We start from the raw sequence: 14,966 nt of genomic DNA, 5'->3' as shown, positions 1-14,966 counted from the left end.
CAATCGGAGCTGTGATTGCCAGAATCGGCCATCGCGCACCCGCCACGCGATAGAGGATCAACGGGACAAAGGTAAGGGAGCTGATGAGAGGATCAGCGTTGCGAGCACTGGACCGGACTCGGGACCAGCTCCCTTACGTTTGGCTGCTGCACCCTGCGAGACGCTTCATGAACCCGGAGATGGCGCGATGGTCACTCTTCCCAAGGCCCAGTATCCCGAAAACCGGACCATGTCTCAGGTCGTGCAGTGCCCTTCAAGGGCGTTTGGAAGGGAGTAGGGCCGGGTTTCCGCACTGGCCGTCCCTGTCGTGGCGCTAACTCTGGGGCGGATTGAGCCGCGTATCGAGGGCGAAAGGCTCCTCGATGACGAGCTCGAAGAGCCCCTCAGCGGTGACCGGGTTCATCACGATGTTGCGACTGTACCGTGACACGGTTGAGGGCACGATGATGAAGGGATGCTGGGAGAGGAGCTTGTCGCCGTGGGCTTGTTGTCCCTGTCCGGGTGAGCCGGGCACGAGCCAGTTGGGGTTGGGCAGCGATTCCGCCGTCACCTCGAAGACCCGGGACGGGTCAAGAATGCGAACGCAGAGGAGCACATGAGGAACCGTGTCCAGCGCCTTGAAGCCCTTGTGTGCTGCCACCTCCAGGATTGCGGTCGAAGGGTCGAGCGAGCCATAGACCGCCGCTCTCCCCTTCGAATTCCAGCGACCGCCACCGAGCTCGGCGCCGATCCCGCTATCCCAGGTCGCCACGTGACGCTTGCGCTCGAGGCGCCACAGACAGAGTTCGGTGCTGGTCAAGGTCCACGCCATCAGGTGTAGACCCCGTAGTCCAGCCGGGTCAGGAAGTCATCGACCAACTCATAGCCGACCTGTGTGGTGATCAGGTCGATCGGCTTGCGCCCCTCGAGCCCCATGGCCGGCGTGGTCATCCAGCGCTGGGCCTCCTCGGGATCACCGAACACATCCTCCGCCTTGGTCAGGATTTCGGCGAACCGCCAGGTGCGGCTGCTCTGCTCTGCGCTGAGGGGCTCTGGCTTGTTGACGCGACGGTACAGGGTGCGCTCGGACATGCCGATCACCTTGGACACGATCAGCTTGTCATGGAAGAGGTTGACCGACTCGATGAAGTGGATGACCTCCTTGGACGGCAGGCCCTTCTCGATCATCTCGTGGACCTCGAAGGCGCTCCGTGTCTTGGCGGCCTGGTTGCCCAGCAAGCGCTTCAGGGTGCGCTCCAGGAGGCTGGTCTCCTGGTCGGTGTGGTCTTCGGCGACGGTCATGGTGAGGCCCTCCTTCAGTGCCAACTGTCACTAGAATAGCGCCAGATGGCAAGGGCGTCGATACCCTCCTGCTGCCAGGTGTGGCCGGCGCCAGCTACAGGGAGCGAGAGACCGGAAGAGGCCTTACTGGTAGTAGTCCGGTTTGAACTCGGGCTCATCGAGCAGCTCAAGCCAACGCTTGCACTGGTCCGGTTGCTCCATGAACAGTTTCACCAAGCCTGGTGTCCAGAGGTCGCCCCGGGAGGGGTCGCCCTCGGTGATGGCATCGCAGACCAGCTTCAGCCCATCGTGCAGGGCGATCGACAAGGCCGAGCGCTGCTCATCGTCCAGGTCAGTTTGCAAGACTCGGCAGAGGGCCTTGACGGTGCTTGCCGCTTTCTCGTATCGCCAGTCGGGGGTTGGCACGGTACGTCTCCTTTCGGCGAGTGGTGTAGGGCTCAGCCTACCCCTTTGCGCCCGGTGTGTGATGCAGGTCAGAACAGCTCGGCCTGCTCCGGCTCCCGGGGCGCGGGATCGTCCTCGAGCGCGTCCTGCAGCGCCGTGACGACGGTGAGGAGCTGCTCGGCGCTCTCCTCGGTGAGCTCATTGAACCAGCGCCTGGCGATCGCATCGCCGGGGAGGTCGCTGGAGACCCAGCGCCCCTGGATGTAGAGCTCGGCATCGCTGACGCGGCCACAGCCCTGACAGACCTGATACTCGAGGTCTGCCTTGAGTGGGCCGTTGCGGGCCTTGCCTCTGTCCGTCGCGCCGCCGCATGGGCACTGCATGGCGTTTCTCCTTGGCCGGCGTTGTGGTGCCGGCAGCATGCCGATTATCCAGATTATCGAGGTTATGCAAGGCGCCGCCTACCACGCATGCGCCACGGTGTTCCGGTAGAACCCCCAGGGCAGGTGCAGGACCTTGGCCTCCAGCCTGTCGGGTACCCCGCCCTCCGCTGCCAGCTGCAGGGTGACGCGCAGGTCGCCGGTACCGAGCACCTCTACCGCATCACTGGTCGGCTCGGTCACCACCGCCAGCGCCATGTTGCGCGGCAGGGTATTGCTCTGGGCGATGCGGGCCGCCTCGTCGGGCAGGACTTCCGCCGCGGCGCCCACTTCGGGGCCCTGCATGGTGTCGCGGACCCAGGTCGTCCCGAGGAGCAGCTGGCTGGCCACGGCGAACCGACGATCGTGCGAACCGCGCTGCGCGGCTTCGACCTTGAGGAACAGTGGGAAGCTGGCCAGCGTCTCGAAGCCGGCGAAGAATCGCTCGGCGTCCTGTCGTGACATCCTCTCCAGGTCAAACCGATCGATCATCCCGTTCTGGTCGAACGGCAGCCCCACCATCTGCGCCAGCTCGCGCCGATAGTCCCCCAGACCGCTCACCAGGATCTCGAGCTGGAGCATGTCCCCGCGATGGGTGACCCGGTCCACCGCGACCTGCATCCGCTCATTCATGGCCATGGCCAGCTCGGCACCCTGGGCAAGGATGACCTGCTGGAGGGAGGCTCGGCGTTCCATCGAGGCATCGACCTGTTCGGCCAGTGTCTCTGGGTCGATCAGCTCGGACACGGCCCGGCGATGACGCGAGAGCGATGCCAACAGGTCCTCGGCCCGACGCGCCCGCCGGGAGGCGTCGGCGGCATCGTAGGTGGCGTCGATCAGCGTGCGCAGCTCATCCTGCAGGCGCTGGTTCTGTTGGGTGAGGTGCTCGAGCGCCAGCTGCTGCTCGTGGTCGCGGTGTAGCGCCGCGATACGCTCCTGGAGCACCTTGTCGTCAACGGCCAGCCGAACCCGCAGGGTCAGCGCGGGCCGGCCCTCCTCGTTCACGGACAGGGTCTCCTCGAGGGTCTCAGCCTCGATCATGGCGGCAGTCAGCACCGTGACGGACTCCGCGAGATCCCCGGCCTCGGTGAGCGTGGTTTCCCGGGCCACATAGCTGCCTGCCTGGCGAGCGCCCTCCTCACGCAGCCGCGTGTGGAGCAGCTCCCTGGCCTGATTGACGGTGTCATCATCGTGCAGGACGTAGCGGTCCTCGAGCACCGTCTCGAAAGCACGAGCAGCCGCGCCGAACACCAGAGGCAGGCAACAGGCCCCGATGGCGGCACCGCGCAGGAGTCGACCTCCCCACTCCTTGTGCCGTTGTTCCGTGACAACACTCATCAACGCGATTCCTCCCAGGCGCAGGTGTATCGCTCACCCGCTCGATCAATGACCGCCGTGTGCAGGAGCGCCTCGGGCATACCACGGCCACCCTCCAACTGGGCGATCCGATAGCGGTAGCGCTGGGCGTCAGCGTCCTCCCAGCCCCCGGTCAGCACATCCTGTGGGGCCACACGCGCCAGCATCACCCCGGTGCGTGCGGCGAACTCGGCCTGGCGCCCCATGCCAGCAACGCAGTAGCGACCCTGGGCATCCCAGCCATCCACCAGAGGGGCATCCCCTTCGGGCCTGCTGGCGGTGCTGCCACAGGCGGCGAGAGCGAGGATCACCACCCCGCAGGCCGCCTGTCGCCACCTTGCCCGGTTCACAGCGCGGTAGCGTCACGGGACGGCGTGGCGCGGGCGGCGGTGGTCTTCTCTCCGGTGACGCTCTCCGGGTCATAGGCTGGCTGGCCCGCCACCCGGTCCATCAACCGTTCGTAGGCCTCGTCGAGCTCATTGGATGGCCCGAAGGCATCCAGCGCACGGTTGAACTCCCGGTAGGGGAGCTTGACCAGGGTGTAGACCCGGTAACCACGAGGGCCCGCCTGTATCTCGCGTGAAATGTCGTCGACGCCGGCCAGGTTCACCCGGTCAATGAAGGAATTGATGATGTAGCGGTACTGCGAGTCGCTGGAGCCGACCATGGTGTCCTCGGCGGACAGCTCCATGTTCACTTCCTTGGCGACGTCGTAGCGGGCCTGGAGGTTGGACTTTCGAATCGCGTTGGTGAGATCCGGACTCTCGCCGATCCCCACTCCGTACATTCCGCTCCCGTCGGGACGCGGCTTGCTCAGCACCCAGGCCGGCAGGCTGTCGAGCTGCTCCTCGCCGGCCCTGATCCGCAGCTTGGCGAGCTCCACTTCCCTCTCCTGCAGGCGCTCGTGGATCTTGGCCTCTTGTTTGAGCGCCTTGTCGATAGGGGATGACGAGCAGCCCATCAGCAGGACCGGTACCAGCGCCAGCGCCGGCAACATCATGACTTTGCGCATGTCGGTTTCCTTTTCTGACATCCACAGGCCTCGGTGATCGAGGCTGTTACATGGCGCGGCGTCCTGCCGGGCACCTCGCGCAGATAGACCGCCTGGCGGCTGACCTACCCGCGGATGCGAGGATTTGCTGTCGAAGGCCTCCTGTTCTGTCGTGACGACGTCAGCGGTGGTGCCATGGCTGGACGCCCTGCACCTCCCCTCGTGCAGCTGCTCCGTCAGGGCTTCCAGCTGGTGGAGCCGCCGTCGGCCGACCCCGGCACCGCCGGGCAGGTCCACGGTGTACCACCCACCGCGACCCTCGATGATGGTGGGCTCGGTCCCCATGGCGGCCATGTAGGCGTCGCGGTAGGCCCCCAGCACGGGTTTCGGGTCACGTGTGCTCATGGCGCTTGCCCTGCTCGTTGTCGGGATGGTCGAGGGTGAGCACGTCACTGCCGGTCGGCGCCTCCCAGCAACGAATGGCCTGAATCTCATGGTCCTCGAGGCGCAGCCGCGTCTTGAGGCGAGCCGCCAGGCGATCGGGCGTGACGCCGCCGCCGGCGGTCCAGGGCGCCATGATGACGCCCCGGGCGAAGACCTCGTCGCCTTCATCGACGCCGGCCATCGCCTGCTGGTTGGCCACCTCGATCAGCGGGGTGATGCGGTCCCCTCGGCCCGAAAGGCGTTTCGACTGTGGACCCAGCCCCACTCGCGGTACTCCTTCCCTGCCGCGTTGCGGGCATAGGCGATCAGGATCACCTGCCAGTGCATGGCCAGACGCTGAGCATCGCCATAGATGGCGTCGACCTGGTGTGGCGGAACCATGGCGAGCACCCCGTAGCCGCGTTCGGTGACTTCGCCGCCGGCTTCGACCTGGGCGTGGTCGACGTAGCGCCAGCAGTAGGCCTGCTGGCAGAACCGGCTGGCGCGACGCAGCCGGGATGCGCGTTTCTTCTGCTGGTGACTCATGGGGCGTCTCGAGCGTCCTCTGGTCTGTCGTGTCGTTGGGCGTAAGCCCGTGGGTCCAGCTTACCGATTCCGCTGATTACGCAAGGGCTTCTCGGTATCGATGGTGTCCGGCGCCAGCACACGCTGTCACGACGCAACGGCGAGTCGCGGTTCAGCGCGGCAGCGGCAGGCAGCCAGCGGGTGTCATGCGAAATCCGTCTCCCGTCCAGTAGTGGAGCACCTGGGTCACGGCGATGCCGGAGGCTACGGGCACCTGCTGGTACGCGGCACAGCCCTCTGGGGTGACCCCGACCCGCTCCCAGCGAGTCAGCACCTCGCCGGCTGCGTTGCGTACGGTGGTAGGCGCTCCGTCGGGGTGGCTATCCGGGGACGGGCTGGCCGCGGCCGGCAAGGTCGCGATCAGGAGGCACCAGGGCGCCAGCCGCGTCAGGCCGGCGCGAGCCGGGCGAGGCCTAGAAGTCGACACGATAGTTCACCATGGCGGCGGTATCGGGCGAGGCATCACGGTCGTGGCCGGGCTCGAGGGTGTGCACGAGATTGACCTGCAGGGCGCTGCGTTCGCTGGGCAGGTAGGTGTAGCCGAGCTCGATATCCTGCTGGCGCCCGGAAGGCGACAGCGAGGCGCTACGCGACTCTCGGAGCACCGTGCCGTCGAGGGTGCGTCCGACCGGGACCGACAGCGTCGCGGTGGCGCTATCGAGGCGCATCGGCTGGCGGTAGCCCAGTGCAGCGAGATGGCGATCCCCGGTCCACTGGAGCCCCATGCCGAACTCCTCGGCCTGGATGCCCTCGATGCGCTGAATCAGGCCGCTGGGGCGGGCATCCCCACGGCCCTGGTCATAGTGGACGAAGGCGTGCAGCCGGGGAGCCAAGGTGGCGTCGAGGGTCACGCTGCCGAACGTCATGCGGTTGCGCTCTCCGAGAGACAGGGCACCGTGGCCCTGGGCCCCCAGCAGCCCCTGTGACTCGTTGAGCACCCCGACGGTGCTGGTCAGGCCGATGTCGTCGGTGAGCGCCATGTGCAGCCCCAGATCGGTACGGCTGGCCTTGTAGCGATTGTCGAGCGCTGAGGTCTCGTCGCGGCCGTCGCCGGCCCAGTGCTTGGCGACAAGCGCCAGCTGGCCGCTCAGCGGGACTTCCGTGCGCAGGCCGTTCACGGCGTCGAGCCCTTCGGTCAGCGCGGAGCCGCCCTGGTACGAGAGCATCGGCATCATGCCCGACTGGCCATAGGCGCTCAGTGGGTCCGTCTCGCCACCGGCGAAGTGAAAGGCGGTCCACTGGCTGGCGCCCATGCGTCCATCGAGACGACTGGCCAGGGTTTCGCCATGGCCGTTGTGGGTAGCACTGAAGCGGAATGCCCTGAAGGTGCCGTCGAACCGCTGGCGCTGCTCGGGCGATGCCGCCGAGAGTCGTGCCATGTGGTCGCGCATGGTCCGGTCCCGGGCATGGCGGGGCTGGCTCTGTCCCGACAGGTCAACGAGGTAATCCCGGCCCAGGTCGTCGAAGGCTGCCACGCCGGCCAGGGCACCACTGGTAGCGAGGCTGTCGCCGTAAGCGCCGGACAGTTCGGCCATGCTCTGGTGCGCCTCCACCGAGGCGCCATCGACCTGGCTGCCGGTGGGCACGGACAGGGTGCCGGCCGGCGCCAGGGCCTCGAGGATGTCGGCTTCCCCTGCCCCAGGTAGTAGGTGCCGCAGTTGGCGGTGCCGCTGGCGCCACAGGTGTTGCTCTGGAACAGCGGCGAGCTCTGGTCGGCGGTGTCCAGCAGGTGCTGGATGACCGTCGCGGCATCCAGGTGGGGCCAGCGCTCGATGATGGCGGCGGCGTATTCGGCGACCTGTGGTGCCGAGATGGACGTCCCGCCCCAGTAGGCGTAGGTGTCGTCGCCGTCAGCAGTCGCGGCCACGGCATTCCAAGGTGCCGTCAGGAAGCGTGACTGCCAGTTCGCATCGTCACCGGGGTGATTGCTCTGGGGGTCGAGGATGAGCTCGTCGTTGGCGTCCCGGGTCGATCCCCGACGATCAGCATGCGCTCGAAGATCTCCGCGTGCTGGTGGATCGGGTTCGAGGACTGCAGGGGCTGGCCGTCATTGCCGGCGGCGATGACGTAGACGCTCCCCAGGCCGTCGTTGCTGATGATGATCTGCTCAAGCGAGGTCAGGGCGTTGACCCCTCGGTACGACGCCGCCGGGTCCGGGGCATCGATACGCCCACTCCAGCTGTGGTTGATGACCCGGGCGCCCTCGGTGGCCAGATAGCCCACGCTGTAATCGAGCACATTGGTGGCGGCGAGGCCGGCGTTGTCGTCTTCGGACACTTTGGCCAGCAACAGGCCGGTGTGGCTCGGCGCCTGGGTGACCAGGGAGCCGATGGCGGTCCCATGATCCTCGTCGCCACTGACGTCGGTGCTGCCGTCGATGAGGTTGGTTGCCGAGAGCAGGTGGGGCTTGATCGTCTCGTGGGTCAGGCGAAAGCCGGAATCGGCGATGCCGACAACCACGGCGCCATCCGGGGTAGGCGTTTGGGCATTGTCGCTTGGGGCAGTGCTCTCGGGCGCTGGCGCTGGCTCGTGGACGCCGTCAGGGTCGTTGGACTTCGTCGAGCCACCACCACCGCCGAGGCAGCCGGTGAGCAGGAAGGCGATGGCTGGCAGCGCCAGCAGGGTCGCGTAACGGGGCTTGGTCATGGGCGGTATGCGGCGATGGCCTGGCGGCACAGCACCGGCATCTCCTGGTATCCGTGGGTGTCGTGTCGATGCCCAGATTACGGATATTTCAGATGATGCAAGGGGCGGGAAGCCCCTTCATGGGCGTGGATTCAAAGAAATGCCGTCGAGGTATCCCGCGACGGTAGAAAGCGGCGAAGAGCTCTGTCGCTGTTCCGAAGAGGATCGAAGGTCCTACCAGCTGAGTTCCCCAGTCAAACGCCAGCGCAGGTTGTTGGTCATGGTGACCAGGGCGGCCAGGGTGTAACCGACGCCGTCGTTGACGATGACGCGGTCACCGCGGCGCGTGAGGCGCGGGGGCTGGCCATTGGCCTTGGCGTAGAGGCTGCGGTAGTCGCTGATGATGCGGTCGGCGCGGGGCGCGGGGATGTGGCAGGTCGACATGTGGGCTCCTGGGTAGGCTGGGCTGGCGCCAGCGGTGGAATCTGAGGCAAGCGTACGGCTCCCTCTCTACGACCCTCAGTCGGGAAAAGCTCTTGAGGGGCACGACGGAGAAAAACGCTGCGCGAAGAAAGCGCCCTGCGGATGACAGGGCGGGATGAAGCGAAGATGGCCCGGGCAATGACCCGGGCGATGCCGATGGCTAGGAGGCGCCGCAGCCCTCGCTGCGGAAGGCGCCCGCCGGCAGTACCCAGGGGTGCCGGGCGCGGCGAACACCGGGAGGGTGTAGTCGGGCCGGGTGGCCTGTTCGAGGGCGGCGAGGTCCTCGATCTCGAAGGGACGTGACCGGCGGGCCCGCTCGAGCACGGTGAGCTTGTCGCGGCTGATGGTGGTGCCGAACTGCTGCTCGTAATCGGCGATGCGCTGGGCCTTCTCGGGAAAGTAGTGGGCGATGGTCGCCCAGATCGCATCGCTGTTGAACACACATGCCTGGCATGAACTGCGTGACCAGCCTAAGCGGTAGGGAACCGGCGCCAGCACACCATGGCGCTCGAAGGTTTCCCACACGCGGTTCTCGTCCCAGTCCAGCACCGGCCGCCACGCGTCGACATGGCGAGCCTTGCGGCCAAAGCGGGTGTCGCTGGCATGTCGCTCCAGCTGGAAATAGCGGGCGCGGTTGGCGCTCTCTTCCCGACGCTCGCCGGTGATGAAGAGTGTCCTGGTGCCCAGGAAGCGCGACTGGTTGTTCAGGGCCCGGCGACCCAGATCGATCTTGAGCGAACTGGAACACCAACGGGTCGAAAGGCTGGCGCTGACCTGGGGGAAGCGCAGGCGGGTGCCCGGCTTGCTGCGGCGGGTATCGCGCTCCAGGGTGAGCAGGCCATCGGGCGTTTCGACGCACTGAGGATGACTGTAGTCGTTCTCCTTCAACATTTCCCCTTCGAAACCGTGCTTGAGCCAACTGAAAAAGAGCGGCACCTCGAAGGCGTGCGCTAGCTGCCGGTTGTAATCCGCCATGAAGGTCCAGTCCATGAGGGTGCTGCCCTCGCGACCGTCGACATCGTGGTGCCAGAGCTCGACCTTGCGCATGTCGACGCCCTGCTCGATCAGGTGCAGCAGGCAGGCGATCGAGTCCTTGCCGCCGCTCATGCAGACGACGATGGCCTCGTAGCTCGACAAGTCGATCTCCTCCGCCGAGAAGTAGCGCCCCTTGGGTTCATCGTTGGCGGTGGGCTCGGTACCGCCCAGCATGTCCAGCTGCTGGCGCAGGCCGGGAATCACCACCTGATCGTCGATCTGGTGGCTGGGAATGAGCCGGGGCTTGCTGGTCATGGCGTGTCTCCGCTGGCGGTGGGAACACGTCCAAGGTCTCATGGCCAGCGAAAGACGCAACGGGGGTGGCGGATGCGGTGTCCTGACGGAACGTGACGCCCGGGGGCGGTGAGTGAGCGCGGGTTGTGGCAAGAGCCGCGGTGATCAGATCGAGGCCACCGCGGCACTGTAATGTGCCTCGAACGATTCCTTCCATCGTGCCGGCATCCTGGGCAACGCCCCGAGGAGTCGCTCGATCGCGTCGCGAGTCTCCTGCATGGCCGCGACGGCGGCATCAAGCTGGGGCACGTCGATATCGGGCTCGTTGCGGTAGCTTGCCAGGGTTTCGGTCATCCGTGGCAACTCACCATAGTGAAGGGTCTGTATGCCGACACCATGCCCGTCGTGGTAGCACCACCGGCCACAGGCGATCACCGAGAGGGACATGCCCGGCACCATGATCAGGTTCTCGCCACGGAGGTTGGCCTCAGTGGTGATCGACGACAGGGTTCGTAGTGTCACGCGGTTGAGGCGGTCGTAGCACAGTGAAACATCCCCTTTCTGGGGTCTTTCCATGACCCCACAGGCGGAGCCACAGAGCCGCTCGAGGTGCCCTCTCATACCGGCGAGCTCCCCGGGGAGCGCCTGGGTCCGCTCGTTGATGCCTTCCAGGAACCGGGCCTTGGCGGATGCCCGGGTATCACGGCGCGACGCCGGTGTAGAGCGAGGGGATGCAGCAGCTCGCGGGGGTCGGCCAGGGCGAACCTGTCGTCACGACGTGCCAGATCCGTCACGTAGTCAGTGGCCGTGACCAGGGCCTGGCGGTCAAACCATTCGGTGTGCCCATCCCCCGTGGGGGTGCGGGGAACGCCACGATTCAAGCATGAAGTGCAGGACCGACTCGGCCTTGGCGATATGGCCTGGCGACCCGGTCAGCACCCGGGTGCGCTCCAGGTCCAATGTATCGAGGCCCAGGGCGCGGAAACGGCTGGCGGGCGACACCGAGCGGCCGATCTTGAAGCGTTCGTCCTCCTCGGGGACCGCCAGGTACAGGTAGGCCGAGGACGTCATACGGGCTGCCCCCGGTGCTCGGCGTACAGTTCGAGCAGGACATGGGCAATGTCCGTGCTGTGATAAGCCTCACTGGGCCGAGAGTCGAGTTCATCCGCCAGCTGTCCGGTGACCGACGCGGGGTAGATCAATCCCGCCTGGAGCAGGTCGGTGAGGACGGCAGCCTCCTCGCGGCTGGGTTGACCGGCGCCCATGCTGATGTCGGCCACCTGGCGAATATGCGGCAGGTGCACCCGATCGATCGCTCGCGCCAGCCGCTCGTACTGATCCAGGGAGACATTGCCACGGAGGTACTCCCGCCAGGCGAGTCCCAGTAGCGAAGGCTTCTCCATGTCGTCGTGGCGCTCGAGCAGCAGGAAGAGCTGCTCGCCGATGCGCTCACGCTCTACCGGGTCCTCGTCGAGTTGGGCGCTGAAGGCCTCTCGCTCGTGATCCGGGATGTCGCGCAGCTCATGCAGGAAGCGCAGGAGCTTCTGCACGAGTAGGTGGTCGCAATAGCTGCGCAGCCCGGTGTCGACGATGGCGAGCCACTTGAAGGCGGGGATCTCCTTCAGGGCGCCGGAATCGGCCAGCCCTTTCCTGATCGCCTTGCGGTGCCTGTCGACCGCGTCGGGAAGCCGGGGGATGCGTAGGGTCGATGACAGGGCATCGCCGGCATTCTCAGGGTGCTTCGTCATCCGGTGGTTCTCCTGGTCGCAGTGTCACGTCGTGCCTGAGCAGCGCGAATCTGGCGCTGGGTCAGCCCCTCCCATTCGTCCCAGCGGCAGCCGTTGTGGCGCCGGGGATGGGCCCAGGACGTCACGGGGCCGCCCTCCTCGCCCATGAAGGGGCTCAGGGGCGCATGGCAGTAGGGGCAGGTGAACGGGATGCCGTCGCGCTCGATCACCCGCCACGCCTCGGCCCAGGCGCGGCGCTCCTGGTTGTCCATGGCGAGCGGCTTGCGGGCATTGGGTCGTGGCAGCACCGAGAAGCGCGTGGTGCCTCCCGCGAAGGTGCCCGTCTCGCGGCGACAGACCGCCTGCGGGTAGACCTGACGGACCTTGTCGATCGCCTTCATGCGCTGACTCCTGCGTCGATGAGGGCGGCGGCCAGGGGCGTGCCTCGGGGTAGAGAATCCCCCGCACCGCCGCCAGCTCGAGGGACAGGTCGACGAACCCCAGCACCGCGAACTCCCCGCTGTCCACGGCGGCATCGGCCTGCTCGGCGAGGTAGTCGGAGTTGCCGTCGAGGCCATACTCGTCCATCGAGGCCACGGCCTCCAGCCCAAACTCGCCGGGGTAGCTGCCACGGCGCCGACCGAACAGGACCCGGAAGCCGACCCCGCCCGCCGGCGCGTCAAGCCCGCCGGGCTCCAGAGCATCGGCACGCGCCAGCCGGGCATCCACGGCATCCTCGTCGACCTCGGCGCTGATCCAGGCAAGGCGGTCGAACTCGCCACTGCCGCGCATCTCGGCCTCTCTGTCCCGAAGGAACGCCGGGTTGCTCTCGGCGTCGTACTCGGTCATCGCGCCCAGGTCCTCGATGCCGTATTGCCCGGGATAGGCCTGGTGACGCTGTCCGATCAGGAGGTGAAGCAGCATACGGACTCCTTGGTCAGTGCTTGTCATGCTCAGGGATCTGCTGGCGCTCGATGGCCACCACCCCCTGGTCACAGGTGAACTCGAGGTCGCTGCCGGCGCCGTGGGCAAGACACAGCAGCGACCGGGCCATGCACCCGGCGGCGGCCTCGGCGCCCAGCTCCGTGATCGCAGCGGCAATCTGTTCGCTGAACTCGCGCTTGTCCATGGGCTACTCCTCGCTGGCGTGACAGGCCATCAGCAGTCCCCTCACCCGGCGCAGCTCGTCATCGCTGTGCGGCGTGCCGCCGGCGTTGAGCGCCAGGTAGTGCTGGAGGACCGCGGCGCGGGACGTGTAGTGGAACACGGCGATGCGGAAGCGAAAGCGCTTGGGATCGTAGGAGGTGCCCCGGAAACGCGCCAGGGGCAGCCCGAACGGGCGCAGCTCGCCGGCCAGCAGGCGCTGCACGGCGGTGTAGCGCTGCAGGCCATCCAGGCACTGGAGGCCGTTCGGAAGGTCCGTGGCGGTACCGTCGAGGTGCCAGTTGGGGCAGTTGAACTGCAGCAGGCGGCCTGAGCTCGGCAGGGTACCGCGCATCGCCGCCTCGATGTAGCGCTCCTGCTGCTGGGTGGTCCAGACGTGGCCACGCTGGTAGTCAGGGACCATGTCAATGCCCCCGTAGCCCTCGGCGAGGTCATCGAGCTGCTTCGGCGCCATGTGCCAGAAGCTGTCCACCTCATACACGGGCTCGGTCATGGGCCGGATGATGGCGTGGAGCTCACGGTCGCGAGAGTGGCGTTCAGGCGTTGCCATGCTCACCTCCTGAAGTGTCCCGGGCGTGCTTCTCGACCGTGGCCAGCGCCTTGTTCCACGCCTCGCGCTCGGTCTTCCCCGTCGCCAGGCGCAGGCCGTTGGCGAGCCGGGTCCAGACGCACCAGTGACTGTGCTGGCCGAGCTGGTTGTTGTGCTTCGACGCGTAGGCCCGGGGATGGGCCAGCTTCACCGCATCGCGAGCCTTGTTCAAGGTGATCATCGCTCTCCCCTTCAGCCGATCCAGACCCGGCGCCGGTCGGCCCAGTCGTAGAGCTGGCCCAGCATGTTGTTGAGATCCTCGAGGACGCTGAAGTCCTCATCGTCGTCGTAGCTGGTCGGCGTCAGGGCCTCCATGCCGTCGACCACCTCCAGGAGCTCGAAGTCCATCTCCTCGCCGGTCTCGAGCCATGCGGCCGGCAGCTGGCGCCGGAGGCGCTCGGCGATGCGGTTGGCCACCCAGGCGGCGCGTTCGTCGCTGGTGGCGTCCGGCGAGTCCGCCAGCAGATCCTTGAGCCTGAGGCGCCGGTCCCAGACCGGCTTGCCGCCGGCGCGGCGCTGCTCCGCCAGCTCGTGGGAAGCCAGCAGGCCATCCAGTGAGCGGCTCATGAGGCACCTCCCGTGGCGGCAGTGTGCGGGGCGATGGCCTGGATCACGGCTTCGCCCAACGGGGTGATGATCACCTCGAAGTGGGTCTGCTCGGTGCCCAGGTCTGTCGGCACGCCGCGCAGCAGGCCCAGGGCGCGGCGCTGCGGGCGACGCGCAGCTCGCTGCGTTCGCATTCGATGCGGGTGCCGGTCGCGGGGTCATCGGCCATGGACGCCAGGAAGCGGTGCTGCGCCGGGGTCAGGCGGTCGGCGACGCCGGCGATGACCTGTCGGTACGCCTCGACCTCCACCAGTCCACGCACGAACGACAGCGCATGGGGCCCGGGGATGACCTCGCGCATCAGGTTAGCGGTGTCACGGACACGGCCGTTGCGCAGGACCGCGGTCTGGTCCCAGTCGAGCAGCTCGGCGGCGAACTCGGGCAGGTGGTCGCGGATGGTGCGAGAGGCCTGCTCTCGCAGGACCTGGGCGTCCTCGGCGGTGGTCACTGTGGCCATGGGTCATGCCTCCTTGGGGCGTGGGGTCTGAGAGGTGTCGGGGATGCGCCAGCGCAGGCGCCAGCCGTGTGGGGGATGGCTCTCGGCATCCACCTGCGTCGGCGCATGGGCCCTGACGATCCGGTAGGCGAGGCGATGGCCGTTGTGGCGATGGGCCTCGAGGTCGGCCTTGCATGCCGCCTTGGCCCGCTCCTGCCGCGGCCAGGGGCCCCGGGGAGACGCTGCCAGTCGGTGCTGGTGTCGTCGCTGCCGTGCAGCTGGCGCTGTGCGTACCACATGTTATTGCCTGCCGGTGTCGGGGGTGTCGGCCGGCGCCGGCCGCAGCGCGACGTCCATGGCCTCGATGGCTTCCTGACGGGTGTGCAGGTTGCTGATCGTGGCCCGGCCCTCGTCGTTGAAGACCACGAACCAGCGACCGCTGAGGATCTCGTGGTCGATGATGCCGCCGGTCGTCGGGTCCGGGTTGATCAGCATGCCGCCGGGGGCGGCTTCGCTCCAGCCGTCGGGTAGGGCCATGGGGTCTCCTCGTGCTCTGGGCATGGGGGGCGTCGGTCAGGGATACCCTTGCACAAAAACACCGGGACGCAAGCGGCGCTCGCGTCCCGGT

25 protein-coding genes and 1 pseudogene are annotated in these 14,966 nt (G+C 67.1%); all 26 read right to left on the bottom strand.

Features of this window, described 5'->3' with window-relative positions:
• Window positions 1-313: 313 nt before the first annotated feature.
• Window positions 314-799, bottom strand: coding sequence for an RES family NAD+ phosphorylase (locus ACUDAL_RS20570; RefSeq protein WP_444679694.1), 486 nt, complete (start codon window positions 797-799; stop codon window positions 314-316).
• A gap of 11 nt (window positions 800-810) precedes the next feature.
• Window positions 811-1,281: a type II RES/Xre toxin-antitoxin system antitoxin gene (parS, locus tag ACUDAL_RS20565; protein ID WP_444679693.1), complete on the bottom strand. Its 471-nt coding sequence runs from the start codon at window positions 1,279-1,281 to the stop codon at window positions 811-813.
• Window positions 1,282-1,404: 123 nt separating this feature from the next.
• Complete coding sequence (locus ACUDAL_RS20560) at window positions 1,405-1,686, bottom strand: hypothetical protein (protein ID WP_444679692.1); 282 nt, start codon at window positions 1,684-1,686, stop codon at window positions 1,405-1,407.
• Between the two features lie 68 nt (window positions 1,687-1,754).
• A complete protein-coding gene (locus tag ACUDAL_RS20555) occupies window positions 1,755-2,048 on the bottom strand; it encodes a hypothetical protein (RefSeq protein WP_444679691.1) in 294 nt (97 codons plus the stop codon).
• A 78-nt stretch (window positions 2,049-2,126) separates the two neighbouring features.
• On the bottom strand, window positions 2,127-3,422 hold the full coding sequence (locus ACUDAL_RS20550) for a hypothetical protein (RefSeq protein WP_444679690.1): 1,296 nt from the start codon (window positions 3,420-3,422) through the stop codon (window positions 2,127-2,129).
• The gene (locus ACUDAL_RS20545; protein ID WP_444679689.1) at window positions 3,422-3,754 is read right to left on the bottom strand and encodes a hypothetical protein; all 333 of its coding nucleotides are present in this window, start codon (window positions 3,752-3,754) and stop codon (window positions 3,422-3,424) included. The genes ACUDAL_RS20550 and ACUDAL_RS20545 overlap by 1 nt, the downstream gene beginning before the upstream one ends.
• 32 nt (window positions 3,755-3,786) lie before the next feature.
• Window positions 3,787-4,836, bottom strand: coding sequence for a hypothetical protein (locus ACUDAL_RS20540; protein WP_444679688.1), 1,050 nt, complete (start codon window positions 4,834-4,836; stop codon window positions 3,787-3,789).
• Window positions 4,823-5,074, bottom strand: a complete 252-nt coding sequence (locus ACUDAL_RS20535) for a hypothetical protein (protein ID WP_444679687.1) — start codon at window positions 5,072-5,074, stop codon at window positions 4,823-4,825. Before ACUDAL_RS20535 ends, ACUDAL_RS20540 begins: the two co-directional genes overlap by 14 nt.
• Window positions 5,075-5,079: 5 nt before the next feature.
• Window positions 5,080-5,400 (bottom strand): hypothetical protein, encoded by a 321-nt coding sequence (locus tag ACUDAL_RS20530; RefSeq protein WP_444679686.1) that lies wholly within the window; start codon window positions 5,398-5,400, stop codon window positions 5,080-5,082.
• 151 nt (window positions 5,401-5,551) lie between these two features.
• The gene (locus tag ACUDAL_RS20525; protein WP_444679685.1) at window positions 5,552-5,866 is read right to left on the bottom strand and encodes a hypothetical protein; all 315 of its coding nucleotides are present in this window, start codon (window positions 5,864-5,866) and stop codon (window positions 5,552-5,554) included.
• A complete protein-coding gene (locus ACUDAL_RS20520; RefSeq protein ID WP_444679713.1) occupies window positions 5,853-7,025 on the bottom strand; it encodes a hypothetical protein in 1,173 nt (390 codons plus the stop codon). Before ACUDAL_RS20520 ends, ACUDAL_RS20525 begins: the two co-directional genes overlap by 14 nt.
• A 149-nt stretch (window positions 7,026-7,174) precedes the next feature.
• Window positions 7,175-7,306, bottom strand: a pseudogene (locus ACUDAL_RS20515) (hypothetical protein); the annotation flags it as partial.
• 17 nt (window positions 7,307-7,323) lie between these two features.
• Window positions 7,324-8,085: a S8 family serine peptidase gene (locus tag ACUDAL_RS20510; RefSeq protein ID WP_444679684.1), complete on the bottom strand. Its 762-nt coding sequence runs from the start codon at window positions 8,083-8,085 to the stop codon at window positions 7,324-7,326.
• Window positions 8,086-8,298: 213 nt separating this feature from the next.
• Window positions 8,299-8,508 (bottom strand): hypothetical protein, encoded by a 210-nt coding sequence (locus tag ACUDAL_RS20505; RefSeq protein ID WP_444679683.1) that lies wholly within the window; start codon window positions 8,506-8,508, stop codon window positions 8,299-8,301.
• A 75-nt stretch (window positions 8,509-8,583) separates the two neighbouring features.
• On the bottom strand, window positions 8,584-9,837 hold the full coding sequence (locus tag ACUDAL_RS20500; RefSeq protein ID WP_444679682.1) for a hypothetical protein: 1,254 nt from the start codon (window positions 9,835-9,837) through the stop codon (window positions 8,584-8,586).
• A 144-nt stretch (window positions 9,838-9,981) separates the two neighbouring features.
• The gene (locus ACUDAL_RS20495) at window positions 9,982-10,392 is read right to left on the bottom strand and encodes a hypothetical protein (protein ID WP_444679681.1); all 411 of its coding nucleotides are present in this window, start codon (window positions 10,390-10,392) and stop codon (window positions 9,982-9,984) included.
• A 249-nt stretch (window positions 10,393-10,641) separates the two neighbouring features.
• Window positions 10,642-10,887: a hypothetical protein gene (locus tag ACUDAL_RS20490; protein WP_444679680.1), complete on the bottom strand. Its 246-nt coding sequence runs from the start codon at window positions 10,885-10,887 to the stop codon at window positions 10,642-10,644.
• The gene (locus ACUDAL_RS20485) at window positions 10,884-11,564 is read right to left on the bottom strand and encodes a hypothetical protein (RefSeq protein WP_444679679.1); all 681 of its coding nucleotides are present in this window, start codon (window positions 11,562-11,564) and stop codon (window positions 10,884-10,886) included. The genes ACUDAL_RS20490 and ACUDAL_RS20485 overlap by 4 nt, the downstream gene beginning before the upstream one ends.
• A gap of 24 nt (window positions 11,565-11,588) precedes the next feature.
• Complete coding sequence (locus tag ACUDAL_RS20480; protein WP_444679678.1) at window positions 11,589-12,467, bottom strand: hypothetical protein; 879 nt, start codon at window positions 12,465-12,467, stop codon at window positions 11,589-11,591.
• Between the two features lie 13 nt (window positions 12,468-12,480).
• Window positions 12,481-12,672 (bottom strand): hypothetical protein, encoded by a 192-nt coding sequence (locus ACUDAL_RS20475; RefSeq protein WP_421414513.1) that lies wholly within the window; start codon window positions 12,670-12,672, stop codon window positions 12,481-12,483.
• Between the two features lie 3 nt (window positions 12,673-12,675).
• Window positions 12,676-13,257, bottom strand: a complete 582-nt coding sequence (locus ACUDAL_RS20470; RefSeq protein ID WP_444679677.1) for a DUF262 domain-containing protein — start codon at window positions 13,255-13,257, stop codon at window positions 12,676-12,678.
• Window positions 13,244-13,477 carry a hypothetical protein gene (locus ACUDAL_RS20465; protein ID WP_444679676.1) on the bottom strand — a complete coding sequence of 78 codons (234 nt, stop codon included), beginning with the start codon at window positions 13,475-13,477 and terminating at the stop codon, window positions 13,244-13,246. Before ACUDAL_RS20465 ends, ACUDAL_RS20470 begins: the two co-directional genes overlap by 14 nt.
• 11 nt (window positions 13,478-13,488) lie before the next feature.
• On the bottom strand, window positions 13,489-13,863 hold the full coding sequence (locus ACUDAL_RS20460; RefSeq protein WP_444679675.1) for a hypothetical protein: 375 nt from the start codon (window positions 13,861-13,863) through the stop codon (window positions 13,489-13,491).
• Window positions 13,864-13,933: 70 nt separating this feature from the next.
• Complete coding sequence (locus ACUDAL_RS20455) at window positions 13,934-14,359, bottom strand: hypothetical protein (protein ID WP_444679674.1); 426 nt, start codon at window positions 14,357-14,359, stop codon at window positions 13,934-13,936.
• Between the two features lie 3 nt (window positions 14,360-14,362).
• Window positions 14,363-14,635: a hypothetical protein gene (locus ACUDAL_RS20450; protein ID WP_444679673.1), complete on the bottom strand. Its 273-nt coding sequence runs from the start codon at window positions 14,633-14,635 to the stop codon at window positions 14,363-14,365.
• Window positions 14,636-14,638: 3 nt separating this feature from the next.
• Window positions 14,639-14,875, bottom strand: a complete 237-nt coding sequence (locus ACUDAL_RS20445) for a hypothetical protein (RefSeq protein WP_421414521.1) — start codon at window positions 14,873-14,875, stop codon at window positions 14,639-14,641.
• Between the last annotated feature and the right edge of the window lie 91 nt (window positions 14,876-14,966).

It is taken from the genome of Halomonas sp. E19, assembly GCF_052439355.1.
GTDB lineage: Bacteria > Pseudomonadota > Gammaproteobacteria > Pseudomonadales > Halomonadaceae > Halomonas.
The sequence above is the reverse complement of the archived record's forward strand: the minus strand, read 5'-3'. Positions and strand labels throughout refer to the sequence as shown.